The sequence below is a fragment of the Acinetobacter lwoffii genome, assembly GCF_052078135.1.
GTDB classification, from domain to species: Bacteria; Pseudomonadota; Gammaproteobacteria; order Pseudomonadales; family Moraxellaceae; genus Acinetobacter; species Acinetobacter lwoffii_Z.
Genome location: NZ_JBQGUZ010000026.1, coordinates 1 through 26,006 on the forward strand (window position 1 = coordinate 1; position 26,006 = coordinate 26,006).

General features: G+C 40.0%; 19 protein-coding genes and 6 pseudogenes. 13 read left to right on the forward strand and 12 right to left on the reverse strand.

Annotation, left to right across the window (positions count from 1 at the left end; all coding sequences use genetic code 11):
* Positions 1–113: pseudogene (locus tag ACTL4S_RS14005) on the forward strand (IS5/IS1182 family transposase); the annotation flags it as partial.
* A 334-nt stretch (positions 114–447) separates the two neighbouring features.
* Here ACTL4S_RS14005 and ACTL4S_RS14010 read toward each other — a convergent pair.
* Complete coding sequence (locus tag ACTL4S_RS14010) at positions 448–1,620, reverse strand: replication initiation protein (protein WP_004647771.1); 1,173 nt, start codon at positions 1,618–1,620, stop codon at positions 448–450.
* A gap of 856 nt (positions 1,621–2,476) precedes the next feature.
* Between ACTL4S_RS14010 and ACTL4S_RS14015 the strand changes: the two genes are divergently transcribed.
* Positions 2,477–3,250 (forward strand): ParA family protein, encoded by a 774-nt coding sequence (locus ACTL4S_RS14015; RefSeq protein WP_139853766.1) that lies wholly within the window; start codon positions 2,477–2,479, stop codon positions 3,248–3,250.
* 13 nt (positions 3,251–3,263) lie between these two features.
* Positions 3,264–4,175 carry a ParB/RepB/Spo0J family partition protein gene (locus ACTL4S_RS14020; protein ID WP_253145971.1) on the forward strand — a complete coding sequence of 304 codons (912 nt, stop codon included), beginning with the start codon at positions 3,264–3,266 and terminating at the stop codon, positions 4,173–4,175.
* Positions 4,176–4,224: 49 nt separating this feature from the next.
* On the opposite strand, the pseudogene ACTL4S_RS14025 reads toward ACTL4S_RS14020, so the two are convergent.
* A pseudogene (locus ACTL4S_RS14025) lies at positions 4,225–4,939 on the reverse strand (IS5 family transposase).
* Between the two features lie 891 nt (positions 4,940–5,830).
* Between ACTL4S_RS14025 and ACTL4S_RS14030 the strand changes: the two are divergent.
* Both ACTL4S_RS14030 and ACTL4S_RS14035 read left to right on the forward strand, forming a co-directional pair.
* Positions 5,831–6,520 (forward strand): GntR family transcriptional regulator, encoded by a 690-nt coding sequence (locus tag ACTL4S_RS14030; RefSeq protein WP_253145972.1) that lies wholly within the window; start codon positions 5,831–5,833, stop codon positions 6,518–6,520.
* Between the two features lie 315 nt (positions 6,521–6,835).
* Positions 6,836–7,338 (forward strand): annotated as a pseudogene (locus ACTL4S_RS14035) (IS4 family transposase); the annotation flags it as partial.
* A gap of 19 nt (positions 7,339–7,357) precedes the next feature.
* Here ACTL4S_RS14035 and ACTL4S_RS14040 read toward each other — a convergent pair.
* Positions 7,358–7,531: a hypothetical protein gene (locus ACTL4S_RS14040; RefSeq protein WP_004281965.1), complete on the reverse strand. Its 174-nt coding sequence runs from the start codon at positions 7,529–7,531 to the stop codon at positions 7,358–7,360.
* Between the two features lie 217 nt (positions 7,532–7,748).
* On the opposite strand from ACTL4S_RS14040, the gene ACTL4S_RS14045 reads away from it, so the two are divergent.
* The 5 genes from ACTL4S_RS14045 to pnuC all read left to right on the forward strand — a co-directional run bounded on the left by ACTL4S_RS14045 (position 7,749) and on the right by pnuC (position 13,002).
* Positions 7,749–7,937, forward strand: a complete 189-nt coding sequence (locus ACTL4S_RS14045; protein ID WP_253145969.1) for a hypothetical protein — start codon at positions 7,749–7,751, stop codon at positions 7,935–7,937.
* Positions 7,938–8,546: 609 nt separating this feature from the next.
* The gene (locus ACTL4S_RS14050) at positions 8,547–8,678 is read left to right on the forward strand and encodes a hypothetical protein (RefSeq protein WP_005100775.1); all 132 of its coding nucleotides are present in this window, start codon (positions 8,547–8,549) and stop codon (positions 8,676–8,678) included.
* A 299-nt stretch (positions 8,679–8,977) separates the two neighbouring features.
* Positions 8,978–10,183 carry a phosphotransferase enzyme family protein gene (locus ACTL4S_RS14055; protein ID WP_253145970.1) on the forward strand — a complete coding sequence of 402 codons (1,206 nt, stop codon included), beginning with the start codon at positions 8,978–8,980 and terminating at the stop codon, positions 10,181–10,183.
* Positions 10,184–10,223: 40 nt separating this feature from the next.
* On the forward strand, positions 10,224–12,404 hold the full coding sequence (locus ACTL4S_RS14060; protein ID WP_253145968.1) for a TonB-dependent siderophore receptor: 2,181 nt from the start codon (positions 10,224–10,226) through the stop codon (positions 12,402–12,404).
* 28 nt (positions 12,405–12,432) lie between these two features.
* Positions 12,433–13,002 (forward strand): nicotinamide riboside transporter PnuC, encoded by a 570-nt coding sequence (gene pnuC, locus ACTL4S_RS14065; RefSeq protein ID WP_253145967.1) that lies wholly within the window; start codon positions 12,433–12,435, stop codon positions 13,000–13,002.
* A 177-nt stretch (positions 13,003–13,179) separates the two neighbouring features.
* Here the strand turns inward: pnuC and exaC are convergent, their stop codons facing one another.
* Positions 13,180–14,691: an acetaldehyde dehydrogenase ExaC gene (gene exaC, locus ACTL4S_RS14070; protein WP_409655493.1), complete on the reverse strand. Its 1,512-nt coding sequence runs from the start codon at positions 14,689–14,691 to the stop codon at positions 13,180–13,182.
* A gap of 201 nt (positions 14,692–14,892) precedes the next feature.
* On the opposite strand from exaC, the gene ACTL4S_RS14075 reads away from it, so the two are divergent.
* Positions 14,893–16,074: a helix-turn-helix domain-containing protein gene (locus ACTL4S_RS14075; protein ID WP_004647792.1), complete on the forward strand. Its 1,182-nt coding sequence runs from the start codon at positions 14,893–14,895 to the stop codon at positions 16,072–16,074.
* A gap of 505 nt (positions 16,075–16,579) precedes the next feature.
* Here ACTL4S_RS14075 and mdh read toward each other — a convergent pair.
* The 8 genes and pseudogenes from mdh to ACTL4S_RS14115 form a co-directional block, all read right to left on the reverse strand.
* Positions 16,580–17,752, reverse strand: coding sequence for an iron-dependent methanol dehydrogenase (gene mdh, locus ACTL4S_RS14080; protein WP_071850974.1), 1,173 nt, complete (start codon positions 17,750–17,752; stop codon positions 16,580–16,582).
* Between the two features lie 255 nt (positions 17,753–18,007).
* The gene (locus tag ACTL4S_RS14085) at positions 18,008–18,280 is read right to left on the reverse strand and encodes a hypothetical protein (RefSeq protein ID WP_253145828.1); all 273 of its coding nucleotides are present in this window, start codon (positions 18,278–18,280) and stop codon (positions 18,008–18,010) included.
* Positions 18,277–19,836 (reverse strand): PepSY-associated TM helix domain-containing protein, encoded by a 1,560-nt coding sequence (locus ACTL4S_RS14090; RefSeq protein WP_253145827.1) that lies wholly within the window; start codon positions 19,834–19,836, stop codon positions 18,277–18,279. Before ACTL4S_RS14090 ends, ACTL4S_RS14085 begins: the two co-directional genes overlap by 4 nt.
* A gap of 3 nt (positions 19,837–19,839) precedes the next feature.
* Positions 19,840–20,121: a hypothetical protein gene (locus ACTL4S_RS14095; protein ID WP_253145826.1), complete on the reverse strand. Its 282-nt coding sequence runs from the start codon at positions 20,119–20,121 to the stop codon at positions 19,840–19,842.
* Between the two features lie 42 nt (positions 20,122–20,163).
* Positions 20,164–20,775: a DUF4198 domain-containing protein gene (locus ACTL4S_RS14100; protein WP_004647798.1), complete on the reverse strand. Its 612-nt coding sequence runs from the start codon at positions 20,773–20,775 to the stop codon at positions 20,164–20,166.
* Between the two features lie 71 nt (positions 20,776–20,846).
* Positions 20,847–23,003, reverse strand: coding sequence for a TonB-dependent siderophore receptor (locus tag ACTL4S_RS14105; RefSeq protein WP_253145825.1), 2,157 nt, complete (start codon positions 23,001–23,003; stop codon positions 20,847–20,849).
* 306 nt (positions 23,004–23,309) lie between these two features.
* Positions 23,310–23,720: pseudogene (locus ACTL4S_RS14110) on the reverse strand (transposase); the annotation flags it as partial.
* Positions 23,710–24,240, reverse strand: a pseudogene (locus ACTL4S_RS14115) (TolC family protein); the annotation flags it as partial. The pseudogenes ACTL4S_RS14110 and ACTL4S_RS14115, both read right to left, overlap by 11 nt.
* Here ACTL4S_RS14115 and ACTL4S_RS14120 point away from each other — a divergent pair.
* Together ACTL4S_RS14120 and bioB are read left to right on the forward strand one after the other, a co-directional pair.
* Positions 24,229–24,837 (forward strand): annotated as a pseudogene (locus ACTL4S_RS14120) (IS982 family transposase); the annotation flags it as partial. The pseudogenes ACTL4S_RS14115 and ACTL4S_RS14120 sit on opposite strands and share 12 nt — an antisense overlap.
* A gap of 148 nt (positions 24,838–24,985) precedes the next feature.
* Positions 24,986–25,975 carry a biotin synthase BioB gene (gene bioB / locus ACTL4S_RS14125; RefSeq protein ID WP_253145824.1) on the forward strand — a complete coding sequence of 330 codons (990 nt, stop codon included), beginning with the start codon at positions 24,986–24,988 and terminating at the stop codon, positions 25,973–25,975.
* Positions 25,976–26,006 lie beyond the last annotated feature (31 nt).

The following is a 26,006-nucleotide window of genomic DNA, read 5'->3' on the forward strand; positions in this document are numbered from 1 at the left end:
TAGTTGAAAATATGTTTTGTAGATTAAAGCAATTTAGAGGAATAGCTACTCGATATGACAAGCTCAAAAGAAATTATCAAAGTTCTGTTGCTTTAGCCTGTATATTTTTATAGCTACCTTTATAGGGTTAATTATGAACAGTAAATGTCAACAGACCCTAGTTATTTGTAGTCATAAATTTAGTCTCCACTTGTTTTTAAGTGGGGACTAAATTAAGGCTTATAGGATGAATTCATAAGGTGTGTTCAGCGAACACTTACGTTTTGAATAGATTTAAGGAATTAGGCAGACCTCATACCCAAGTTGTCACTTGAATTTGGATAACTTAGGGAAGATCTATCTCTAAAGCCTTTATCCAACAGAGTCGTTTTTATCCTAGGGTCCTTACCACTTGTATTCTTTACAAACATATATTTAAAAAAGTGTAGCAAGTTGCTACACTTTTCGCTAGATCAGCTCTTTACCAAAAATATCATTCAGTCTTTCACGAATACTTTGAACGAATTCTGGATTATTTTTAAGTTTATGCTTCATATTTCGTTTAAAGTCATTCAGCCCCATACCAATTTCAGCAAAATCCATTTGGAATAAAGTGTCATTAATGACAATATTTGCTTGAGAGTCAGTGAGGCATCCTACTTTTTTAAACCACTTCTTGAACTGCTGATAATTTTCATCATTATTAAAAATATACCAAGAACGTACATTCGTATCGAATTTAGCCCCTAATTCTTTTACGGATGCATTGTCTTCAAATGGAACATCAAGATAGATTTTTTCAATCACTGCAATTTCATCCAGTGCCTTATCAGCAATCCGATGATGCAGTTTAAAATTCACACCTACAATTGGACGGCCTTTCTTAACGGTTTCATACTCTAATTGTAGATCTGTATTTTCGTTAATTTCTGCCACTATTTTGTCTAATACATAGCGTCTAAAATCTACCCAGCGATCATATTTGGTTTCATTAATATCAATCAGTGCTTTCAAGTTTTCTAAAAGTAATGGCACTTCATAACTCTTTTGATTGGCGTACTTAAATTCGTTTTTAATGAAATAAGTATAAAGACTCATACTGGCAACAGAATCTAGGGCAAAAAGATGTTTTAGCTGATAGGTAGTAAAATTACCCCCAGCCAGTTGAGTGAAATACGGCAACACCTCACTAGTAAAACGAATCTGAATCGCATTTTTAGAGTCATCTTCCCATCTTAACTCACGGATAATGGGAACGACAGAATGTACTTTTTTAGTCTTTCTCTTACCATTATCAGCAGGCTCCTCAATAATAAAATGAGCTACCCGGGATGAAAGCTCTTTATAGATCCGATCTATTGCAACATTAATTGAGTTACGTTTATTTAATCCTAGTAAATCTGCCAAATCATCCTTATACAAATAAATATAAGTTTGTTCGGTAATTTCACCATCTACCCTATTTTTCTCACTATAATTCGCAACCGCCATTGCATATAGAAGTGCCTTATATTCATTGGATGACAACTCGATTGGGCGAATTAAGCGGTTACTGGTACTGACAACGCCATTATGGCGAATGTTGCCTATACAGTAGGGAATATAATTCGTTTCTTCTTGCAATGGTTCAGATTCTGTCATAACCGTGATATTTATAATTTGACTTAGTTTTTATATACAAAAGTGGAAAAACTTTCAAGACTTTCACCACAAGATTCTAAAAGTGGAAGGTCCGTCATCAAAAAAAGCGTTATTATCCGGTTTTTTGCCTTTAAAGTGGAATTAAATACAGTATTTCCACCCTACAGTGACAGACCTTCCACCTTTAGCCCCCGAAATTACAGTTTAGAATGACTATTTTTACTTTTTTCACCCACATTCAGATAGGTTAAGTTAAATAGAAACCCTGATGTGACAAGGCTTCCACCTTTCAGTTAGATTCGAAAGATATAACTGCACATATAATCATCAGGAAATATCCAATAAAAACAGATTATCCACAGGTTAAGAACATACAGTGACAACCCTTCCACCTTTAAGGCTTAGTTACGAGACTTTATTAACATATTAAATAATTGTTTTTTAAATTATTTTTAAATAAAAATAGCGGTTTAAAAAATAGCAGTGACAAACCTTCCACCCTAGTGACAGACCTTCCACTTTAGAGTGACAAACCTTCCACTTTAGAGTGACAGACCTTCCACTTTAGAGTGACAGACCTTCCACTTTAGAGTGACAGACCTTCCACTTTATGGTGACAAACCTTCCACTTTTAAAACTCTAAGCATTTGTTTTATATAATAAAAATTCACTCTTAATTATTAATTAGCTAAATAACTAATTATTCTAATTATTAATTAAGCTAGCTTAGTTAAAGATTTATTTTTAAGCTGTTTTACATCTGAACAAATAGAATTTATAAATTTAAAAACTATAGTAAGATGAGTAAAATTTATTTATATTACTAGACATTCAAATAGGGAAGCATCTGATACGCATGTCTGCAAAAATTATTACTGTTGCTAACCATAAAGGCGGATGTGGCAAAACAACGACGGTTGTGCACCTAGCTTCAGAGCTTGCTAATTTGGGCAACAAAGTTTTAGTCATTGATTTAGATCCTCAAGCAAACGCTAGTTTACACATTGGGATCCAACATCCAAGCGAAATTGTTGTGACTACAGCGGAGCTACTGGTGGGTGATATTTCATTGTTGGCAGATGCATTACAAGAAGAAACAAACTTTGAAAAAGTATCATTAATTTATGGTTCTTTGAATTTAGGAAAAACTGAAGACCAACTAAAAGAAGAAGCTCCCCGTCCTTCTGAAGAGTTAAATATCAAGTTAGAACTGTTAAAAGATCTTTATGATTTTATATTGATCGACTGTCCACCTAGTCTTAAATTATTAACCAGCAATGCCCTGGCATCTTCAACACATGTCATTATCCCTATCGAATCTGGATCACAATATGGATTGTATGGGGTAACAGATCTTTTAAATCATCTTGAAAAGATCAAACGTATTAATCCAGATTTAGAGCTTTTAGGCGCTTTACTAATTAAGCATGATGAACGTCAGAATGTCTGTAAGCTGATTCGGAATGAAGCCTTGAAACAGGTAGGAAAACTTTTAGAGACTACCATTCCTCAAAGTACTAAAGTTAATCAAGCAGCGATTTTGCAACAATCACTTTTGAAAGTAGAAAAAAATTCAAAAGTACGTAAGGCTTTTGAAAGCCTTGCCAATGAAATTGTAGCTAAAGTTTAAACCTGAGAGCATTATGGCAAGCACCAAAGAGCTTTTAGCTCAGAAACTGAAACAGAATACAGAAAAACATCAGCAAGCACAGAAAGACAATATTAGAGAGCTGAAAGAGTTTAGACGTAATGTCCCTATTGAGGATATCAGCCGCAGTCCAAACCAGCCGCGTAAATTATTCGAAGAGTCACAGTTAAAAGAACTGGCGGATTCTATTAATGAAATCGGCCTTTTGCAGCCCATTACAGTACGTAAACTGGATAATCTGAAATATGAACTGATTGCAGGCGAGCGACGCTTACGGGCACATCAGTTACTCGGAAAGTCTGTGATTGAAGCCATTATTATTGATGCAAATAATGTAGAAGCGTCTTTGTTAACCCTGGCAGAGAATTTAAAGCGTCAGGATCTGACAGATTATGAAATTTTTATTGGCCTGAACTCACTTGATGAGAAGTTAAAGAAAAACAAGCAACGTTTAGCCAATTCACTGGGTTTAAATCGCGAAGATATGTACAAGTATTTAGCGTACGAAAAACTGCCTCAAGTAATTTTAAATGACCTTGATGTGGAACCAGGCCTACTAGGTCGTACTGCTGCAACTGCATTCAAAAAATTTCTGTCGGATCATATAGAGCAACTTTCTGAGGCTGAAAAGGCTTTGCTAGGGGCTTGGGAAAAAGTAAAAGACAAAAAACTAGAGCAAAGTAAAGTTACTGCCTATGCTGAAAAAATATTGAGTCAGGATCCAGGAAAACTGACCACAACATCTGTGGTTAGAAAAATTGAATATGCAGGTAAGATTGCGGGAAATATCAAACTCAATCAAAAACAGCTTAAGGTTTCTCTGAATATCTCGGAAATTGACGAAGCTAGTCTCTTACAACTAGAAGATTTTTTAAAACAGCTTATTCAGAAAAGTGAAAAAGTGTAGCAAGTTGCTACACTTCTTTTGACAATCTCAAACTAGGGCGTGTTATCAATTAAGCCAGAAAGATCGCTGATAAGAAGTTTTGAGCCAATTTATCATAGCGTGTGGCAATAGCACGATATTGTTTGAGCTTGGCAAAAAAATTCTCGATCAGATGTCTTGCCTTGTAGATATGTCAATCATAATCACGCTGATCAATAGAATTACTTTTCGCTGGCATCACAACTTGACCCTTCGCCTCTAAAATTGGATCAATGACCCGATCCCTAGAGTTGTAGGCTTTATCCATAAACCAGGTCTGACTCAACGATAAGTCCAGCAACACATCTGAACCGTTTAAATCATGGACCTGCCCATCCGTGAGATAAAATCCTGTCGGGTTGCCTAAAGCATCAGTACGGGCATGAATTTTGGTGCTTAAGCCCCCTTTACTGCGCCTAGTCGCCTGATTTCCCCCCAGCGCTGTGTTGGTAAGCACGTACAATGGGGTGCAGTCTAACATGACATATTCATTGTCAAGGTCATGTGACAGCACTTCAAAGACTCTCTGCCACACACCTGTTTTAGCCCAAAGACTAAAACGAGTATGCACTACTCTAAAATCACCAAAGCGTTCGATTAAGTCTCGCCACGGGATACCTGAACGATAGCGCTTCAACAAATAGTCGGTTATCTTTGGCCGTTACTCCAACAGTACCCATTCGTCCAAGTAACAGATCTTTAACCTGTTCCCACTGATCATCTTTTAATGCATAGCGTTTAGTCATGAAAAAATTATGAGGACCGGTAATATTTTCTCAAGCTAATTGATGACACCTTAATTCAAAATAAAAAACGGTTTTAAATATTATTTCTATAAATTTCAATATTACACTGACTTATAACAGGTTTTAATTGACTCCGCTTAGATGATATATGGGACCTAATAAATTAACTAATTAACTTATGTCCATGAAAAATTAGAAATAAATGAACATATATCAATGAAGTATGGTTGTTTTTTTATAATAAATAGCCTAAGTAATCGTTAGTGAATAGATGTTTTTTTGGTGCGGTATAATTACCTGAAAATCCAGACATCAGTTATAAAATGAGATAAATTTTGAAGGACGCCAGCTTTAAACCGCAGCTTTCATTTTTTGTCTACATACAGCAGTCCAAGACGTTACCCAGTGTCACGTTACGGAACCGCACTCAGTGCGCTTGCCGGATTCAACAGTCTGGAGATCTTAGTATATTGCCCTATAAAGCTCATTTTATTAAAGATAATCTTTAATAGTCAAAGGCATTCAAATGTATAGATAGGGACTGTGTCAGGAAATGTGCTAGTAGAGGTGGGCAATAATGTCTAGAATCAAGGTACGTGATTTTCTCAGTCGACTATTACGAATAGCCGCCGATTTTGTAGATGCCTTTTAATTAGATTAGACTGTCACCACTCTCCTAGACAAATTTAGTCTATTCTTTTTGCATAAATGAGAACATTATGAGTGGACAACGATATTCTCTCAGAATCACGTATCAATCATGCTGCTAAACATTCTCATTAAAACAAGGGAATGCATCTTTTTACTGATCTGTACCTTGTTTTCAATTTTCCTCTGTTCTTTAATTTAGTACTATCTTTATCACTTATGAGCACTCACTGGATTCACTGAATGAAGTATATGGAAATCAGAGATTTGATTGAGGCTGAATTGAAAAATTACAGTTCTAATCAAATAATTCCATCCGAACGGTACTTGGCATTAAAGTTTGACTGTTCAAGGGAAACAGTGCGTAAGGCCTATGAACAGCTTCGTGCCGAAGATAAAATTTTCAAACGGCAAAATCTCGGCTGGTTCGTGAGTAATAAAAAAATTCAATATTATCCAAACTCAATTGAAAATTTTCGTTCTTATATGAAGGCACAGGGTTTTAATGCCAGAACTGAACTGATCTCGACCAGACAGCTGGAGCGATTGGATCACAGTAATCTTTTTAGCGAAGAAAATCGTAAATTGGGCTTTATTGAAATTATCCGTTTACGTTATGCTGATGATGTACCAGTACTTCTAGAATATAATTATTTACCTGTTGCGCTGTTTCCAGATGTGCTGAATTATAATGTGATTACTTCGGTCCAAGACGTCATTAAAAATCACTTTCATTATAATTACACGAGTAGTCAGTTAAAAATTAAAAATACCGGTGTGTCTCATTTTGAGAGCCAGCACTTGGGTATTCCTTTAAGTCAAACCGCCACTTATATTGAACGTATTTCAAAATCAGATGATCTAGTGATTGAATATGACATCGAAATCTGGTCACAGGACAAAATTGAAATGATCTTAGATATTCAAGCATAAGCTTATATTTATATCCTGACCATTCAAATCCTAAAAAGTTAAATGTTTTTAGGATTTCTTTATTTTCTTAGATTAGCATTAGACCTCCTTCATAAATCATTCTTACTCAGTTGCAAATTATAAATTCCAGCAACTAGATTGAATCTCAAAAGGGGGGCTTTTAGCTCTATTGCGATAACGTTCTGAAAGCATTTTGAAAGTTTTTAGACTGCCAATCCATACTTAATTTCTATTCTTCTTTATTGATTTCCTGATTATAGATTTTTAGTTCAGGATCCAGTTTACAGCGGCTTTTGGCCTCTAATGGCAACAGGGTATTGGGAAGTGCGTTTGATTGAAGTTGAGCAGGAAGGGAAAATTAGACGTTATATCACTTTATTAATGAACCCAAAGACATAGCCACTGATAGGCTTGGCGAAGCTTTATGCTCAGCGCTGGGAAATAAAAATGTGTTACCGAGAAATCAAAAGTGATTTACAGGAGGGCAAGCATTTGAGGAACAAGCAACCTGATTTAGTTTGTCAATAATTATGGGGGGCTTTATTGCCTACAATATTCTAAGAAGACAAATGAAACATATGGCTCAACGTGCAAAATTCAGTCCTTTGAGAATCAGCTTTCATATTGCATCTATTGGCATTCTGAATATATTAAGATTCGACTCTTTAGACTCCGCAGGTAATTTACCTAAACATTTAGAAAGTTTACTGGAAAAATCTAAGAGATATGTTTTGCCTGAGAGGGGAGTGAGGAGTTGCCCACGAGTTGTGAAAGGGACACCACAGAAATACCCAAAAAAATGCCAGTCAATTTCTTAACTGACCGGCATTCCTTTAATTAAGGGCTTTCAGATGATTCAGATTTTTTGTCTTTCTCATTTCCATAATCTAAAGCAACCTGTTGCGCTTCGGCGGCGGCAGTTGCTTCTATTGGAATGGATTCATCTGCAATAGCTACTGTTCCAGTAAATCCAAATAAGCTCAGGATTAGAATCTTTGAATACTTTTCCATCTGAATTTCCTCTATGTTTCTAAAACTTAATTTCAGTGTAGAGGCTAAGTTTAAATTCCGATGTATGAGCTATGTCTGCGTATGTAAGATATTCAGGATCCAAGTTATAGAACCTTGGGTTTAGGTAAGAATACTTATCGGATGAGTTTTTTTGTAGCGTTAATTGGCCAAATACAGACCGATTTTCTTAAAAATCTTTTATAGCGAAGATAATTTAATGGCAAATTATAAAAAGAGCATGGCAATGGTCAACTGCGGTAATCCCCCCTACAATAAAATCCAAGAAGACATAAACAATATGGAACCAACTACGATGAAATGGATCGGCAATAATATTGAGTTAAATGACATGCAGGGTGTCCATACTTTCTTATTAAGTTTAGAAGAAGAAGGTGGTGTTGATTAATCGCGGTATGTCATGAGTCTTATACAGGATATCGCCCAGTACATAAGGTTAAGTTTGAAAAGAATTAGCACCTCCTCTGAGAGATTTTTCTTTACCAGCCCTGTTTTTGTAACATCTAGTAATTTTTTGTAACCTTATTGTTACTTATTGTTCACTTTGTTTATTATATAAAAGATGAAAGGTGGAGAATTTAAGATGCTCACTAAGGTCGAAGCCATTGTGATTTTACTAATGGTAATTGCATTAATACTCATTATTTATGAAATGGGACAAGGACTTAATTGGACTTTATAAACGCTTTCTCAGTTTAAAAAAAGTCCTCAATTGATGGCATTAATTTATTTATCAGAAGTTTCAGAATTTTGATCTTATACTTGGCTGACTAAAGATGAATAATATCTATATTGGTGATATTGTTTACCTAGTTTACGGTAGTCATCCAATGATGGTTGAAAAATTGCAGGATAATTTAGCTACTTGTATATGGTTCAGTGATAAAAAACATTTTTTTCGTGAGAATTTTCCCTTAAATATCTTAATAAAAAAAACGTAATTCAACAAAATATACCTGGGCGAATTCAAAGCTCATAGTGTACAGGTCATTCGACCATGGCATGTGTTACTGATCTGAACAATGAATCACTGGTAGAATTTGCTGCTGAGGAACATGGATTTAAAGAGCTACTTAGTGAAGTCATGAAAATGAATTACGGTGCATTTCAAAACTATGTTATCGCTTGAACTGAGGATCAGAAAGCTTGTTTGAATCGATATATTTCATCCGCAGATTATGCGCGAATGCTAAGAAATCTGGAGTTCGAATATTAACCAAAAAGAAGATCATTTTTTGATTTATGCGAGAGATCTATTTTATTTTTATATTTATAAGGCTAAACTTGCCTCCAATTCAATACTGGTATGTACCACTTAATTTTAGGGCGTGTCTTCAATATTAAATGTATTTAAAAATACTGTTTGCATGTTCGCCTAAACAATGATTTTCCATTATTAGATAATGATCTAGCTCAGGAATAGTGATGATGACCATAATTACCAATGATTTAGGTCATGGTATGGGCAATGCCTGGGAACATAAAGACTGGGCACATATTTCTGATCCAGAATTACAAAGCCTGCAGCAGCATTATTCCTGTTTACAAGGTCATATTCAGATTTTGTGGTGTAGTCCCCGGCCATTTTCATCTGCGGCGCTGGTCAAGGTGGAGCAGGATTTTGTGAGCAGGGATGAAGCAGTCGCGCATCAGTATTTGATCAAGCGCAGTCATTGTTCATTTCGTCGTGCCCACGATATTTTACAGGAGCATGCCGTTCTTCAGCATTTAGCCAGCAAAGAAATTCCTGTTGCAGCATTGATTAGGTCAAATCAAGATCTGACTGCTTTAGAGCTGGGTGACTGGACCTATGAAGTTTATGCAAAAGCAGCCGGTTTAGATCTGTATGCAGATCAGCAATCCTGGAAACCTTTTTTCTATGCTGAACATGCCGCCAAGGCAGGGGCTTTACTGGCCAGACTACATCTGGCGATGCAGGATTTTCCCGAACAGCAGGGCAGATCAGCATCTTATTTGGTTTCCAATCAGCAGCTTTTAGACAGTGAAAATATCATTACAGCCATTCAACAGCGCATTGCAAACAGTTCAGAATTAAGCCGTTATTTTGCCGATAAAAATTTAGATCCTTACTTTTTAGATCGAATCTTACAGGTTCACCAGCGTATTCAGCCTGTATTGCAACAGGCAAGCAAAATTTGGACCCATAACGATTTACACGCTTCTAATCTGTTTTGGTCAGCGCCGGATGCCAAAGCTGAAATTACTGCCGTAATTGATTTTGGTTTATCTGACCGAAACTCTGCACTTTATGATCTGGCTGTGACGATTGAACGTAATTTCATTGATTGGTTGGAATTAGAGCAGAGCCCACATATTCAGATTGATGAAGCTGGTTTAACCACCTTTCTACATGCTTATTTTTCTGAAGTACATCCACAAGAAGATTTTAGTATTTTGCCAGAACTACTGAAAATCGTGCATTTGGATTTCGCTTTTTCAGAGCTTGAGTATTTTATTGGGATTACTCAAAACCAGCAACATGCAGATGCTGCTTATTACGACTGGATTATCGGTCATGTGGACTGGTTCTTTGGCGAACAAGGTCAACAATTTACCCAGACCTTAACCCGGCTCATTCAAGATGAATTGCAATCTTCTCAATGCTCTCTCTAAACCCAGCATCATCACCCACTTCACAGACATAAGGTTTCGTATGAACACTCGTCAACTCAAACAGAATGTATTAATCCGATCTTTAAATATGATCATTCTGTCGCAGCTGTGTTTAGCCCCGCTGACTTATGCTGAAGACGATGTTCGACAGCTTGACACGATTGTTATCACAGCCGATCAAAGCATTCCTTACTCGAGTGCTAAAGTGAATGTTGAGGGATTTGCTACGGACAGTCTGCAAAAAATACCTGCATCGGTCTCTATTTTGACTGCTGATCTCATTGCTGAACAACACGCGCGTGTGCTGACCGATGTTGTAAAAAATGATGCGGCGATCGGTGATGGCTATGCTGCAATTGGCTATTATCCAAACTTTGTCTCGCGTGGCTTTGCACTCGATTTGGCATCTAGCTACCTCATTAATGGCAATGTGATTCGTGGTGAACAAAACGTCGCACTTGAAAACAAAGAACGTGTGGAAATTTTAAAAGGCATGTCCGCGATTCAAAGTGGGATGTCGACCCCGGGTGGGGTTGTGAATTATGTCACCAAGCGACCGAAAGATATTCAGGCACTGACATTCTCGGCCGATCAACACGGCCAGTTTTCAGTGGCAACTGATCTCGGTGGTTTTTTGGGTGATGAGCAACAATTCGGATATCGCATCAATCTGGTGAATGAACAGATGGAGTCTTATGTCGATCATGTGGAGGGTGAACGCTATTTAGCGGCATTGGCCTTAGATTGGAAAACATCTGAGCAATCTAAATTGGAATTTGATCTTGAAGCACAGCGTTCCGAACAAAAATCAGTGCCAGGTTATCAATTACTCGATGGCAAAGTCCCAGAAAATGTGAAATGGGATCGATTGCTGGGTTATCAGACTTGGGGTAAACCGGTCAAGATCGATAGTCTGAATAGCAGTTTAAAATATAGCTATGCTTTGAATAGTGACTGGAACCTGGGACTCGTTGCAGCACACAGTAAATCCAGAGTTGATGACTATTCAAGCTTTGCTTATGGTTATTATCGGGAAGGCTGTCTGGAAGAGTATTCCTGTAACACGTTTGGTAAAGCTGGCGAGTATGATATTTATGATTTTCGTAATCCGGATGACACCTTTAAAACCAACCAATTTAAAGTCAAATTGGATGGGGTGATTGATACCAATTGGGTACAACATCACCTTAACTTTGATTTGACTTACACCGATAAATCTAGAAATCGTTACAACGGTATAAACCAGTACATAAATTCAGAAGACTATGTTGGTAATATTTACCAAGATACCTACGACAGGATCCCAGAAGAAGGAAATCTAGGTCCTTATTTTAAAGCTTTAGACAGTAAACAAACTGCATTGACGTTTCTTGATCGGATTGAATGGAATGAACATTGGACCACTTTGATTGGCGGAAAATGGATCGAGCTGGATGAACAAGCATATGATGCAGATCGGGTAAAAGTCCGCGATACTGATTTAGGCAAATTTTTACCGCAATTTGCGATCAGCTATAGCCCCTTGGAATCGACCACCGTCTATGCCTCGTATGCTAAAGGCCTGTCAGGTGGAAAAACAGCGCCTTGGTTTGCAGAGAATGCGGCTGAAACTCTAGCACCGATCTATTCAGAGCAATATGAAATTGGTTTCAAACAACAGATCCATGATTTCCTGTTGACTGCAGCCGTTTTTGATTTACGTCAGGACAATCAATATAGCAAGCCGATTTCAGGACTTCGCTATTTTATTGCGGAAGGCGAACAGCATAGTCAGGGCCTGGAATTAGGACTGAATGGTGCATTAACCGACCATCTGGCCTTAACTTCATCTTTAGCCTTGACCAAAGCCCGTTTAGAAAATGTGGAAGCGGTTGAATATGGTAATCATCAGGCGCAAAACGTGCCAAAAGCTCGTTTCGCAACACATCTTCGCTATAACGTACCGAGCATTGCAGGTTTCACTGTTCTGGCAGGTGGTCAATACAGTTCCAGCAAATATGCCAACAAAGAGGGTGCTGCGAAAGTTGCAGGTTATAGTGTGGTTGATTTAGGCGCTGCTTATCAATTTAAACTAAATACGACCGATGCATTGCTACGCTTGAATATTAATAATCTGTTCAACAAGAAATACTGGCGTGATGCAGGTGAATTTTTGGGTGACGATTATTTATTCTTGGGTTCGCCGCGTACAGCAACCTTGTCATTCAATCTGAACTTCTAAATTGGCTGCTTAATCAGGTTATATTGCTATGGAAAATATAGAAATTGCAGCGTTTATTTTAAACGTTTTAGGTGTCTGGTTGACGTCTAAACAATATAAAGCCTGCTGGTTGGTGAATATTGTCGCTGTATTTCTGTATATCATTATTTTTTATCGTGTCAATTTATTTGCAGACGCAGCATTACAAGCCGTATTTATCTTGATGCAACTGTATGGCTGGTATAGCTGGTCGAAGAAAAATCATGACCAGGCTATCACCGTGCAGATTGGCTATTTGAATAAAAAAATCTGGGTATATAGCCTGATTGTGGGTATTGTCGCCGGTCTGGTGATTGGCGCCTTATTTGCTCATTTCACCACAGCATCACTCCCTTGGTTGGATTCCATGTTGGCCTCTTTTAGCTTGGTGGCAAGTTATTGGGCGGCAAAAAAATATATTGAAAGCTGGGGATTATGGTGTGTGTTAGATGTGATTTATGTCGGTATGTACACCCATAAATCATTGTATTTAACAGCCGTACTCTATTTTCTCTTTATTCTTCTTGCACTGAATGGCTGGAGAATGTGGCGAAATCTTTATAGAGTGAAATTATCTTGAAATGACACTATTGCAAATAGAAATTTGAGGTGAGGCTCTTTCCTTTAAAAAAAGTGTTTATAGACTAAAAACTTTATTTGAATTGGCCGCAGCTTGAAGATGTTGCTGATATTTTGTGAAAGTTAGCTACCATACATTCAAAGCGAACCGAAGTTCGCTTTGAATGTATTTCACTTTTTAAAAGAACCCGGCTGGTTTGGTTGAATAACTCACCAGCAGGTTTTTGGTCTGTTGATAATGATCCAGCATCATTCTGTGATTCTCACGTCCAATGCCTGATTTTTTATAACCACCGAAAGCCGCATGCGCAGGATAGATGTGATAACAGTTGGTCCACACCCGACCCGCCTGAATAGCACGACCAGCGCGGTAGGTGGTATGTGCCGAACGTGACCAGACACCGGCACCGAGTCCGTAAATCGTATCGTTGGCGATCTTGATCGCATCGTCGAAGTCTTTAAAGGTGGTCACAGCCAGTACAGGTCCGAAGATTTCATCCTGAAAGGTCTTCATGTCATTGGTGCCTTTAAAGATGGTCGGTTCAATATAGAAACCTTGACCGACTTCCTGACGTGCTTCACCGCCAGTCAGGATCTGTGCACCTTCTTCACGGCCAGTGGCAATACAGCCCAGAATCTTGTCCTGCTGTTCCTGAGAAGCTTGCGCGCCAATCATAGTATCAGTATCCAGTGGATGACCGGTTTTAATGCGTTGTACCCGTTCTACTGCACGCGCTAAAAACTCATCGGCAATACTTTCCTGTACCAAGGCCCGGGAAGGGCAGGTACAGATTTCACCTTGATTCAGGGCAAACATGGCAAAGCCTTCCAGTGCCTTGTCCAGATAATCGTCTTCCTGATCCATGATGTCGGCAAAGAACAGATTCGGTGATTTACCGCCAAGTTCCAGCGTTACCGGAATAATATTTTCAGTTGCATACTGCATTATCATTTGGCCGACGGCAGTCGAGCCGGTAAAGGCAATCTTGGCAATACGGGGATTGGTCGCCAGTGGACGGCCGACTTCGACCCCGTAGCCATTGACGATGTTCAACACGCCCGGCGGCAAAATATCCTGAATCAGTTCAGCCAGAACCAGAATACTGACCGGAGTCTGTTCCGCAGGTTTCAGCACGATACAGTTACCTGCAGCTAGGGCAGGTGCCAGTTTCCAGGCAGCCATCAGAATCGGGAAGTTCCACGGGATAATTTGACCCACGACGCCCAACGGTTCATGAAAATGATAAGCAATGGTATCTTCATCGATTTCGGAAATGCCGCCTTCCTGGGCACGGATACAGCCGGCAAAATAACGAAAATGGTCAATAGCCAGCGGAATATCGGCAGCCAGCGTTTCACGGATCGGTTTGCCGTTATCCCAGGTTTCTGCCACTGCCAGCAGTTCCAGATTTTGTTCCAGACGATCGGCAATTTTCAACAGAATATTGGAGCGGGTGGTCGGCGATGCTCTGTTCCATTGTTCTTTGGCTTTGTGCGCTGCATCCAGGGCCAATTCAATGTCTTCTACAGAAGAACGCGGAACCTTTGTAAAGACTTTGCCATCTACCGGAGAGATGTTGTCAAAGTATTCACCTTTGACCGGAGCGACCCATTCGCCGCCAATAAAATTCTCGTATTGTGCTTTAAAATGAACTTTTGAATCAGGTTGATTAGGATCGACGTAACGCATATTTATTTCCTTTGCTTATTTTCGTATGGCAAAACCGCTTCTACAGCTTTGGTATAAGGTACTTCTGCACCTTATTTGATTAATATAACTGGTATAAGGTTGGAAAAAGGTTGGGGCTAGCATGTTCACGATATTTTCATCCATTTTAAAAAAATAACGATTACAGCGGATGTAAATCATGAATTGTTGTGAGAATAAGGAATGATGACAAAACAAGATTTGATGGAAAAAAGGCACAATACTGATCAGCTTCGGCAAAACAGCAGTTTGTCTCCCTTACATGCAGAACAGCTGGGACAGAGTATTGCCAGCTCCTGGCAACGTTCATCCTCGGCTGAAATCCCGAAGAATCGTTTAGCAGCACCGCTGACGGATTTAAAAAAGACCACTTCTTCCTCAACTTTAGCCCAAGCCCTGCAACATTGTGCTCAGGATTTAAAACATATTGCCGAGCAATCTTCTATGGTGCTGGCGGTCGGAGATATCGGCAGCACCATCATTTGGGCAGCTTCTAGCCCACAAATGCAAAGTGCCGCAGAAAGTGTACATTTTATTGAAGGTGGGCAATGGCGCGAAGAGCTAGTCGGAACCAATGCATTGGCATTATCCTTAAAAACTCAACAATCCAGCTGTGTCTTTTCCAGTGAACATTACATGTCCTCCATTCATGATTGGGTTTGTTACGCTGCCCCGATTATTGATCCCTATTCAAAACAGGTCTTAGGTGTCATTGATCTGTCGACTACCTGGCCAAAGCATAACAGTTTAGCACTACTAGCTGCGGAGCGCTGTGCTACGATCATCCAGTCGGCTCTACTAGAATGCCAGAAGCAGCGCCTGTTTATTCGAGCTTTTTCAGTACCTCAAGTGCTGTTTAATGGCAAGATGTTGGTTCTGACTCCTCGACAGATTGAAATTCTGACCATTCTAGCCTTATGTCCGCAGGGTCTGAGTCTAGATACATTGCATCAAGCCTTATATGGCGAGCGCAAGGTCAGTATGGGTACTTTAAAAGCAGAAATGTCACAATTACGCGATTTATTAGGTGGTATGCTGGGTTCCAGACCCTATCGTTTATTGGCGCATGTAGAGGCTGATTTTTTAATGACAGAGCAATCTTTAGATGCTGGGTATATCGATTCAGCCTTGAAATTATGTACCGGCGTATTTCTGGCCAAAACAGAAAGTCCATTTCTATGCGCTTGGAGAGATTGTCTGGAATCACGCCTGAGCGATGCCATTTTCAAGGCTAATGAAACCGATGTCTTGCTGAAACATGTGGCACATTTTCCTGAAGCGATTGATGCTGTAGAACGCCTGATTGAACTGATGCCCAAAAACCATCCCGTTCATCAGACTCTGTTAAAATATAAAAATCTTTAAAGCTGATGTAACTGTCGGTACAAAGCTAAACAGTTAAAATAGGAATATTCTGGAATATTAAGTATTATCCTTGCTTACTGTGAGTTTACTTATTAATTTAGACTGAACCTGATCCTAAAATTTTTATCAGTGGCTACCCAGTTTGCTGTTTGCCTAGATGCTTGATATCAGCTACGCTCACCTTCATGTCATTTGAAGGACGCGCAGTTTATTCCTCAGGGATCAAATATAATCGTAAGATAATACGCTATGAAATTTTATTTATGGCTAGAACGGGCTAAAAAAATAGTGGCATTTTTCTACCATGGGATTAATGTCGATATTAATAATGAAGGGGACTTCATAAAAAAGAAACACCCCCCGCTTTTATCCTCTTATGAAGGCAAAAGGATCAGCCAGGAACAGGAAAATGCATGTCTGCTCTTGGCACACTTCCTCAGGAAGTGAAACAGGGGCTGTTAAAAATGTAAGTCAGATACTTGGAGAGAATACTTACATTGAGGTACTACATCGCCGCTTTAAAAATATCTACCACTTGGGCATGGTTGGCTTTACGTGGATTGGTCAACATGCAGGCATCTTTTTGTGCATTTTCCGCCATGATGGCCAAGTCAGCTTCTTTTACATTTAATTCCGTCAGCCCAGATGGAATACCAATTGAAGCCGAAAGCTGACGAATGGCGCCAATCGCTTCATAAGCTGCTCCAGTTACGGTTAAACCTTCTGTATTCACCCCCATCAATTGGGCAATTTTGGCATAACGTTCAGGACAAGCAATCAGGTTAAATTCACAAACATGGGGGAGCAGAATTGCATTACAAACACCATGCGGCAAGTTGTAGAAGCCTCCGAGCTGATGTGCCATCGCATGCACATATCCTAAAGAGGCGTTGTTAAAGGCCATTCCGGCAAGATATTGGGCATAGCTCATGGCATCCCGTGCTTCCAGATTATCCCCATTCGCCACTGCCAGGCTAAGCCATTCGCTGATCATGGTAATCGCCTTTTCTGCACAGGCATCAGTGATTGGATTTGCTGCCGTAGACACATAAGCTTCTACTGCATGCGTCAAGGCATCCATACCTGTTGCCGCAGTCAGCCCTGCAGGTTTGGCCAACATAAGTTTAGGGTCATCAATCGCAATGAGTGGTGTACAACGCCAATCTACAATCGCCATTTTCACATGGGTATCGGTATTGGTAATGATACAGAAACGTGTCATCTCCGAAGCTGTCCCTGCCGTGGTATTGATTGCAATCAGTGGTGTCATCGGGACGGTACTTTTATCAATCCCTTCATAATCACGGATATGTCCGCCACCTGCAGTGACTAGACCAATGCCTTTGGCACAGTCATGTGAGGAACCCCCACCTAACGATACAATAAAATCACAGGCATTTTCATTATAAGCTGTAACTCCATGATGCACGTTAATATCAGTTGGATTGGGTTCCGCGCCTGGGAAAATATAACTGTCAACACCCGCCTCTTTCAAATAATTTGCAATATCATCTGCAACACCAAATTTAAACAGCCCCGCATCAGTTACAATCAGCGCTTTCTTGGCACCTAAATTTTGTGCTTTTATCCCGATTTCTTTAGCACAGCCCGGACCAAAAAGTGAAACACAGGGAATATAAAAACCGTTAGTTTGATCTGAAATATTTTTAAAAGCCATGGCGTGATTCCTTCTACCATTAATTGATTATTTTATCGGTGACCCTCACCGTAATATAAGTATTGGATGAAGTTAAAAAGAATCCTACCTACCAAATACCTACCAATTTAAATTTCTGATTCTAGCCAAAATAATGAATCTGAAATATTTAAAAGTAGGTTGGCAAGGTTTAGCAGATACTGAGTAGATTGGTTCAATAGAGGGCATGTAAGTAGCGCACTAGGCTGTTTACTACTTTCTGATTTTAAATAAATACTAAAATGCTTTATTCATTTTTAAGATAAAGATAAACAGTACAGGGCTTAGAAATACCCATAAAGCCACAAAGCTAATACTGGAGCTAAACTGGGTACGTAATAAAAACATCGCGACGAATAAGAAAATACCCGCAGTGAATTTAGTGTGCGTAGGAAAATTAGCTAAAAAAGCGTAACGAGATTTTCGGGTTTTTAGGATCTGCTTTGCACTTACCGCATAAAAACCAGAACAGCTCAGCCAAAGCAGACCGATCACTGCAATCCATATCATGTTGATGATTCCTGTTGCGTAACTTTTAGTTTGGCGTGAATTTTATTGACCGCCTTTTGCTGAATAGGGGTAATTTTCTGGTGTAACAATAGGGCGAGAAGTGCCAAGTTCCACAGCATCAGATCGATTCGCAGAAATGGCCAGTAAGTTGTAAAAGAATCAATATAATCATGGAAAATGAGATAATAAATATTGATCAGCGGCAGCATAAAAGCAGTACCAATCAGGATTTTAAGCTGAATTTTCCATAAATATTGCTGCGGTGTTAAACATGCCAGAATGAAACTGCCGAGCCAAATACTGAAAAAACTATAAATCTCATAATTTGGTGCACCTACAGGGATGCTGATAAAACGATTCGCATAGAGATAAGCCAGCATGGCAATCGGCAAGCCAAGTATCATGGTGATATTCAAGCGGTTCACCAAATAATGTCCGAGATGAAACCGCGCTGATTTTTTCTGAATCTGGCGTTTCAGACTCCACAGCAGCAGACCGGAGGCAATCATGGCGCAGCCCAATATGCCAGAGAAAAACAATCCTAAACGTAAAGCAGGTTCAGCAAAACGTGCCATATGCAAACCATACATGCCGGCATTGAGTATGGCAATTGCACTTTCATTGCGTGTATTTTCAAGCAATTTTCCGGTAGCAGCATTTAAAATGAGCTGTGCCTGATTTCTGGTAATGGAATGATCTTTGAGCTGTGTTAAGGTTATGTGTGCCAGCTGGGTATTGGGCTGCTTGACCGTGATATTGTCAAATTCCGCATGTCCCCAGTGTTGCTGCGCCGTGCTAATAAAATGTTGAATTGGCAGCATCTCGGTTTTCACCGGAACCACAGAGTTGGCCAATACATTGACTGTGCGAATTTCTTCAAAATACTGAAAGGGATTGTCTGGATAGAGTTTTTTCATGCCGGAAGGCAGTACGATATAAAAGAAAATCGCCAGCCCGGTAAATGTCATGGTCAAAAAGAACGGCAGGGCAATCACTGAACTAACATTATGAAAATCCAGATAGGAGCGCTGCCCCTTAAATGCTCTTAAGGTAAAAAAGTCTGTCAGGATTTTTTTATGGGTAATGATTCCTGAAATCAGAGTCAATAACATGATAAAGGCAGCAATCGTCACAATCAGCCGACCAATGGTGTAGGGCATACCATAGAGCTGAAAATGAAAATTATAGAAAAAATCTCCCCCTTGGGTGGCCGAGAGGTTTAATTCTTTTCCTGTCGAAGCATCCAGGGTTTTGACTTCATAGCCACCATCCGCTTTTTGCCAGTAGACTTTATTCACAGGTGAATCTTGATTGGCGACTCCGATATACCAGTTTTGGGCGTCCGGTGCATGCTGCTGTAAATAGCTGTAAGCAGATTTTAAGGCAGTTTCCTGATTGACTTGTATTGAGGCAAATTCAGGCTGCATCCATATACTGATTTCATGCCGGTAATAGGTGACCGCGCCTGTTAAAAAGATCGCGAAGAGCAGCCAGCCAAAACTTAAACCTAACCATGAATGTAGCCATGCCATGGATTGACGGACAGATTTATGCATGGTTTAACCTATGAAGCGGGAGATGGTAAATAAGCTAAGGAAAGGAAGCAGGCTATAGACCGAAAGCTTTTTTAAACTCTGGATACAGAAGATGCCAATCACAAAACAGACATAAAAAATCAGGGCAATAACGGCGGCCAAATAGATGGATTCTGCTTTGGGCAGAAAAGCCTGTAGAAAGTAAGCCAGATCGAGTGCGATCAAATAACTGCACAAGTAGCCCATCCCAAAGCTCATGCCTAAGCGATAGAAAATGGCGAGTGGCTGCACTACAACAGACATCATATTTGGCCTTGAATAAATCTATACTGATGAAAATCTAAAAACTTAATAAACAAAACTTAAAGTCGTTACCAGATACTGTTTTTTATAGGCCTGCTGATTCAATTTTCCGGCCTTGTCTGCTTCTTTGCCAACTTCAATGACATATTGACCTTTCCATGGCGTGGCGATCGTAATCTGGCCTTGGCCGTTGGTGGTGTATTTTTTTAGCCAGAATTGCGGGGAAAAGACTGTGACTTCAACATCCGCAGCAGCTTTACCCTGATACAGTACCGTAAATGTATTGCTGTTGATCTGGGTCGGGACAATATCCAGTTCGGACTCTGCTTTCAAGTTTTGTCTGCCGGATTTGGCATGATAGCTCAGCAATGATTCTCCATAGATCAATTCATGAGTGAGCTGGACATCGGTCTGGCCTTGGGTTGCATAGAGCAAATGATCCTGTTGCATTTGAGGACTAAATGTTTTTTTGGCCTGAACGGCCTTTGCCTGATTGAAAGACTTGAGGGCACCTTGCTGCGTTTCTTTGAGCTGTTCACTATATTCACCAAAGAACGCATGAGTCTGCTGATTTGTGCCACGTTCCAGCCAAAGCATATGCGCCTGAGCTGAAAGTGTCATAGACAGTCCGAGGGTCAGAGCGATCATTTTTTTCATTTGTTTTACCTGTTTTTGTGTATGTAGTGATGATTTAGCCCTGAACATGTCGTCAAGGCTAAGTTTGAAAATCAGTATTTAAATTTCACAGCAACGCTGTAATTTGCTGGTGCACCATAAAAACCTTGCTGATTCGGGAAATTGAACAGATATTTTTCATTGGTCAGGTTATTACCATTGGCTTGCAAGGTCATATGCTCATTCAGCTCATAGCTGGCCATTAAGTTCACGAGCGCATAAGCATCCTGCTCAATGATTCCAGCTTTCTGGGTAATCACTCCATTGGCGGTTGCTTCAGGCACATCTAGATAGGTCTGATCTTGCCACTGCACACCAAGGCCCAGTTTCAGTTTTGGAAGTTGCGGCACCTGATAGGTAGTTAAAAGATTAAAAGACTGGGTTGGATTGAAGGTACGCGCATCACCGCCATTGATCAGATCTTTCAGGCTAAACTGGGTATAACCAAAGCTTAAGTTAAAATGGTCGGTCAGTTGTCCCGCCAAGCCAAACTCGTAGCCTTGGGAACGCAGGTCACTGACCTGAGTTGTGCGTAAAGTCGGAATACCATCAGAATCACGAAGCGGATAATTACTTTGCTCCGTTCTGAACACAGCCATGGTGGCGGTAAGCTTGTCATCTAGCCAAGAACCTTTGACTCCGACTTCATAGCTTTCACCTTCGATCGGCTTGTTAATGCTGCCATCATCTGCTTTGGTGGTTTGCGGACGGAAAATCGAGGTATAACTCAGGTAACCTGTATATTCAGGGCTAAAGTTATAGGTCAAACCGGCATAGGGTAAAACTTTATCTTCATCATAAATGGTGTCGGTCCCATAACTGCTACCACTGCTTTCAGCCTGAACATAGTTCGCACCTAAAAGCAGTTTCAGATCATCATTCAGATGCAGTCGGGTCGCAGCATAAAGGCTCTGGTTCTTCTGCCGGATATGCATTTCCCCACTGGTTTTCGATAGATCCCAGCTTGGTTCTTCTGGTGTAAAGCTGGCTAAATCTGTGGTCAGCGGATTGACAAAGCTGCCAGCATAACCCAATTCATCCAGACGATTTTTGGCCCAGACATAGCCCAATGAGGCTTCATGGCGTTGTCCCCAAAGCGGATAGGTGCCGCTAAAACTCAGGCTGGCTTGTTGTTCTTTATTGTCATCAATATACATGCCTGGGTAGAGGAAGATACCTGAAGTGCCATTTGCGCCAGGTTTTCCAGACAGAAACAAGAGTTTTGAATCACGTTGTGTGCGTTTTTCATCATAAGTCAGTTTGGCTGTCCAGTCGCCTGCCAGTTTTTGTTCAAGCTCGGCAAAGTAACTTTTAATATTGCTATCCCAATAGGTCCAGCTTGGGCTGTAATTATAATTCCGTGAGTAACTGAGCTGCTCGCCTTCGGTATTGATCAGTGGATTAGAACCCCAATTCACACCATTCGGCTTATGATTGCTTTCAGTATAGCCTGCGGTCAATAGGGTTGTGTCAGTTACATCTGCCTCCACAACAGCACCTATGCCGTTTTTTTCCAGTTCATAACGATCCAGATAACTGTCACCATTCTGTTGATAGCCAAATACACGGCCTCTGATTTTTCCATCCTGGGTGAGAGGAGAGGATATATCTGCTTCATAGCGCTGCGTATTCCATGAACCGTAACTGGCATTCAAGGCTGCCTGAAGTTCCTGAGTAGGGCGTTTGCGAATCATGTTAATGGTTGCACCAGGATCGCCAATTCCATTATTTAAGGCATTTGCGCCTTTCACCACTTCGATACGGTCAAACAAAAAACTGTCCGGATTATCATTATTATAATTATAGCCTTCGAGTGGAATACCAACGCCATCCACTAAAACATTCGAAATCTCGAAACCTCGGGCAAGGTAGGAGCTCCGTTCCGTTTCCTGATTGTTGACAATAATGCCAGGGGCATTACGCAGTACTTCCCGGGTATTATCTAAGGCAAAGTCATCCAGTTGCTGGCGAGTGATGACATTGACTGTTTGCGGCGTTTCCTTGAGTGGAATATTCAGTTTTGAGGCGGTTGACGAATTTTGGATGATATAAGCCTTACTCTGTTCGGAGCTGAGCTCACTCTGTTCTGATTCCGCTGTAACTGTAATCGTCGGTAATTGCTGAGTATCATCGGCAAAACTTTGCTGGGACACTAAAATTGCAAGACTAAGAAGAGAAAGCTTAAATGATGGAGGAACGGTATAAAACATTTTAGTTAATGTAAATGATAATAATTATCAGTAATATTATTGTTTAATATCTCTTAAAGCAATCTCAATATAATAGGAAATCCAAATGAAAAATGAGTTAATGATAGGTAAATCTACAAATAAAAGTTTAATGTAAGGAGTAGGGAACAATAAAATATCACTGTTAAAAAAAGATGTTATTACCTTACTTTTGTGCTCCTGAACCAATTTGTTTATATACTGCACTATAAATTTTCAAATCCTCAATCTGGAGTGACTTTGTTGCATAAAGGCTTCAGAGATAGATCTTTTCTAAGTTACTCGAATTCAAGTGACAACTTGGGTATGAGGTCGACCTAATTCCGTTAATTTATCGCCTAATAATTTAATGCAATACATTTTGGTTTTGACCAAACTTCGCCGATGATAGCCTGACCATTTCTTCCATAGTGTCCTGCCTAAACATTTAACGGTTCGAAGTAATTCATTTCGCTCTTGCGAATGAACTTTTGTAGTTTTCTAAGGCTTTGCATTTTTTCTGGAGGGAACTACCGCATATGCTTACCGGTCTGCAATGACTTGACGGCATTGCTTGGTGTTATAAGCCTCGTCTGTATAAACTGAATCAATCTGTTCATCCAACGGAATTTGATCAAGTAACTCCCCAAGGATTCGTGAATCACTCACATTATTCGTTGTGAGCTGAACTGCTCGTATTTGAAGAGTTTTAGCATCTATAGTGGGTATTGGTATGTTGAATGTAGTTCGGAAATTCTGTAATCGAGCCATGGCTTTGTAATAGGGTGGCCAGTGACATCACATATTTGTAGGCATTCAAGGCAGTTTCAGCTCGTAGTCCGCTCAGCATATTTTGTGCATCGATGACCTGTGTGGCGGTGCCCATATCTTCTTTAAAAGACAATTCTTGGATGCGTAAATTTTCCTGTGCGGCTTTCAAGTTTTGTGCCAGAAGTGCATCACTTTGCTGTGCACTGAGTGCTTCGCTATAAGATTTATAAATCAGATTTTCAATTTCTTGCTGGGTGCGTGCAGTGAGTAATTCTGTAGCAGAGCGTTTGAGTTCGGCAGCCTGAATATTCTTGTTTTTATCGATCCCGGAAAACAGGTTATAGCGTGCGGCAACTCCGACAATCCAGTTTTCATTTTGATCCAGACTATATTCGCCAAAAGCAAAAACATTCGGTTTTTTTGCCGCTTGCTGGGCTTTCACATTGGCTTGAGCCAATTGGGTATGCATGAATTAGCTCTACATGCTTTACATGTGGCACTGATGAAAGGCCAAGGTACACAATATTTATGGATTGATTCAACAACTCTGCCAATTTGTAAAAATCAACGTATTTAGCGTCATAAATCATTAATCCAAATTGCATCACATAGTAGAAGCTCAATGGGCTGGTTTTATGGCTGTAAATTACGTATTGCGATGAATCAATTTGGTGAAATTGCCTGTTCTGCTTTATCGAATGGACATGTTGCTAATATAAAAATGGTTGAGCAATTGGTTGCTGGTATAGAAGCAAAACTTTACGGGGATCGAGGTTACATCAGCCAAGAATTAAAAATTAGATTGAAAGATCAAGGTATTGATTTAATTACTTATCATCGGAAGAATATGCAGGCTATTCAACTCTGTGCATCAGATAAATATCACTTAAGACAACGCAATAAAATAGAAATATTATTCGGCTTATTGAAGGGGCAATACAATTTAGTGACGAGTAAAGCACGTAGTCTTCATGGATTTCTGCGTGGAATTTACGCCTCACTATGTGCATATCAATTAACCCATCGAAATAAGCCAACAATTCAAATTAAGGAATCATCGGCTTAAGCAGGATTCGGGTTAAATAAGCTTTCAAAAATAGCTTGATACACTAAAGCTATTTTAAGCAGGCAATGAATATGAAAGAAAACGTTAAAGAAAAATAAAAAAAACAGCGTATGATTTACTCAATGGAATTTTAGATGATGCAGACAAGATGATCCGTAATGATTGGTCACGTGCCGAAATACAAGAAATTTATGACTTGCCTTTAATGGATTTACTGTTTCAGGCACAGCAAATTCATCGCCAAAACTTTGAACCGAATACTGTTCAGGTCAGTACTCTGCTTTCAATTAAAACGGGCCGTTGTCCGGAAGATTGTAAATACTGTTCGCAATCTGCACATTACGATACTGATCTGGAAATTGAAAAACGCGTAGAAGTACAAAAGGCGATTGCTGAAGCCAAACAGGCCAAAGCTTTCGGTTCGACCCGTTTCTGCATGGGCGCAGCATGGCGTAATCCGCATGAACGCGATATGCCGTATGTGCTGGAACTGGTGCAGGAAGTCAAGAAACTGGGCATGGAAACCTGTATGACTCTAGGAATGCTGAATGCCTCACAAGCGGAACGTCTGAAAGATGCAGGGCTAGATTATTATAACCACAACCTTGATACCTCACGTGAATATTATGCCAATGTCATCAGTACACGTAGCTTTGATGACCGCTTAAATACGCTTGATCATGTACGTGATGCCGGAATTAATGTCTGTAGTGGCGGTATTGTCGGCTTGGGCGAAGGCGTACAAGACCGGGTCGGTTTGTTGTTTGAACTAGCGACTATGCCGATTCACCCGGGTTCGGTGCCCATAAATATGTTGGTTCCTATTGAAGGCACACCACTGGCCGATGTTGAAAAACTGGATGTGATTGACTGGATTCGTACTATTGCGGTAGCACGGATTATTATGCCGAAGAGTTATATCCGCTTGTCGGCAGGTCGTGAATCTCTCTCTGACTCTGATCAGGCACTGGCATTTATGGCTGGAGCTAACTCATTATTTTCAGGTGATAAATTGCTTACTGCCCCGAACAGTGGTGAAGGTAAAGACAAAGCCTTGTTTGCTAAATTAGGCTTAAAAGCTGAAGCTGCCAAGAAAACAGCTAAAGAATTGGCTGTAGATGCGATGCAACCTGCTTAATTAATCGTGTAACAAACAGGGATCATTTCAA

Bases quoted from the DNA above. Each gene is read 5' to 3' on its own strand.
- ACTL4S_RS14010 (WP_004647771.1), bottom strand. From the start codon at position 1,620: ATGACAGAATCTGAACCATTGCAAGAAGAAACGAATTATATTCCCTAC.
- ACTL4S_RS14015 (WP_139853766.1), top strand. From the start codon at position 2,477: ATGTCTGCAAAAATTATTACTGTTGCTAACCATAAAGGCGGATGTGGC.
- ACTL4S_RS14020 (WP_253145971.1), top strand. From the start codon at position 3,264: ATGGCAAGCACCAAAGAGCTTTTAGCTCAGAAACTGAAACAGAATACA.
- ACTL4S_RS14030 (WP_253145972.1), top strand. From the start codon at position 5,831: ATGAAGTATATGGAAATCAGAGATTTGATTGAGGCTGAATTGAAAAAT.
- ACTL4S_RS14040 (WP_004281965.1), bottom strand. From the start codon at position 7,531: ATGGAAAAGTATTCAAAGATTCTAATCCTGAGCTTATTTGGATTTACT.
- ACTL4S_RS14045 (WP_253145969.1), top strand. From the start codon at position 7,749: ATGGCAAATTATAAAAAGAGCATGGCAATGGTCAACTGCGGTAATCCC.
- ACTL4S_RS14050 (WP_005100775.1), top strand. From the start codon at position 8,547: ATGGCATGTGTTACTGATCTGAACAATGAATCACTGGTAGAATTTGCT.
- ACTL4S_RS14055 (WP_253145970.1), top strand. From the start codon at position 8,978: ATGACCATAATTACCAATGATTTAGGTCATGGTATGGGCAATGCCTGG.
- ACTL4S_RS14060 (WP_253145968.1), top strand. From the start codon at position 10,224: ATGAACACTCGTCAACTCAAACAGAATGTATTAATCCGATCTTTAAAT.
- pnuC (WP_253145967.1), top strand. From the start codon at position 12,433: ATGGAAAATATAGAAATTGCAGCGTTTATTTTAAACGTTTTAGGTGTC.
- exaC (WP_409655493.1), bottom strand. From the start codon at position 14,691: ATGCGTTACGTCGATCCTAATCAACCTGATTCAAAAGTTCATTTTAAA.
- ACTL4S_RS14075 (WP_004647792.1), top strand. From the start codon at position 14,893: ATGATGACAAAACAAGATTTGATGGAAAAAAGGCACAATACTGATCAG.
- mdh (WP_071850974.1), bottom strand. From the start codon at position 17,752: ATGGCTTTTAAAAATATTTCAGATCAAACTAACGGTTTTTATATTCCC.
- ACTL4S_RS14085 (WP_253145828.1), bottom strand. From the start codon at position 18,280: ATGATATGGATTGCAGTGATCGGTCTGCTTTGGCTGAGCTGTTCTGGT.
- ACTL4S_RS14090 (WP_253145827.1), bottom strand. From the start codon at position 19,836: ATGCATAAATCTGTCCGTCAATCCATGGCATGGCTACATTCATGGTTA.
- ACTL4S_RS14095 (WP_253145826.1), bottom strand. From the start codon at position 20,121: ATGATGTCTGTTGTAGTGCAGCCACTCGCCATTTTCTATCGCTTAGGC.
- ACTL4S_RS14100 (WP_004647798.1), bottom strand. From the start codon at position 20,775: ATGAAAAAAATGATCGCTCTGACCCTCGGACTGTCTATGACACTTTCA.
- ACTL4S_RS14105 (WP_253145825.1), bottom strand. From the start codon at position 23,003: ATGTTTTATACCGTTCCTCCATCATTTAAGCTTTCTCTTCTTAGTCTT.
- bioB (WP_253145824.1), top strand. From the start codon at position 24,986: ATGATCCGTAATGATTGGTCACGTGCCGAAATACAAGAAATTTATGAC.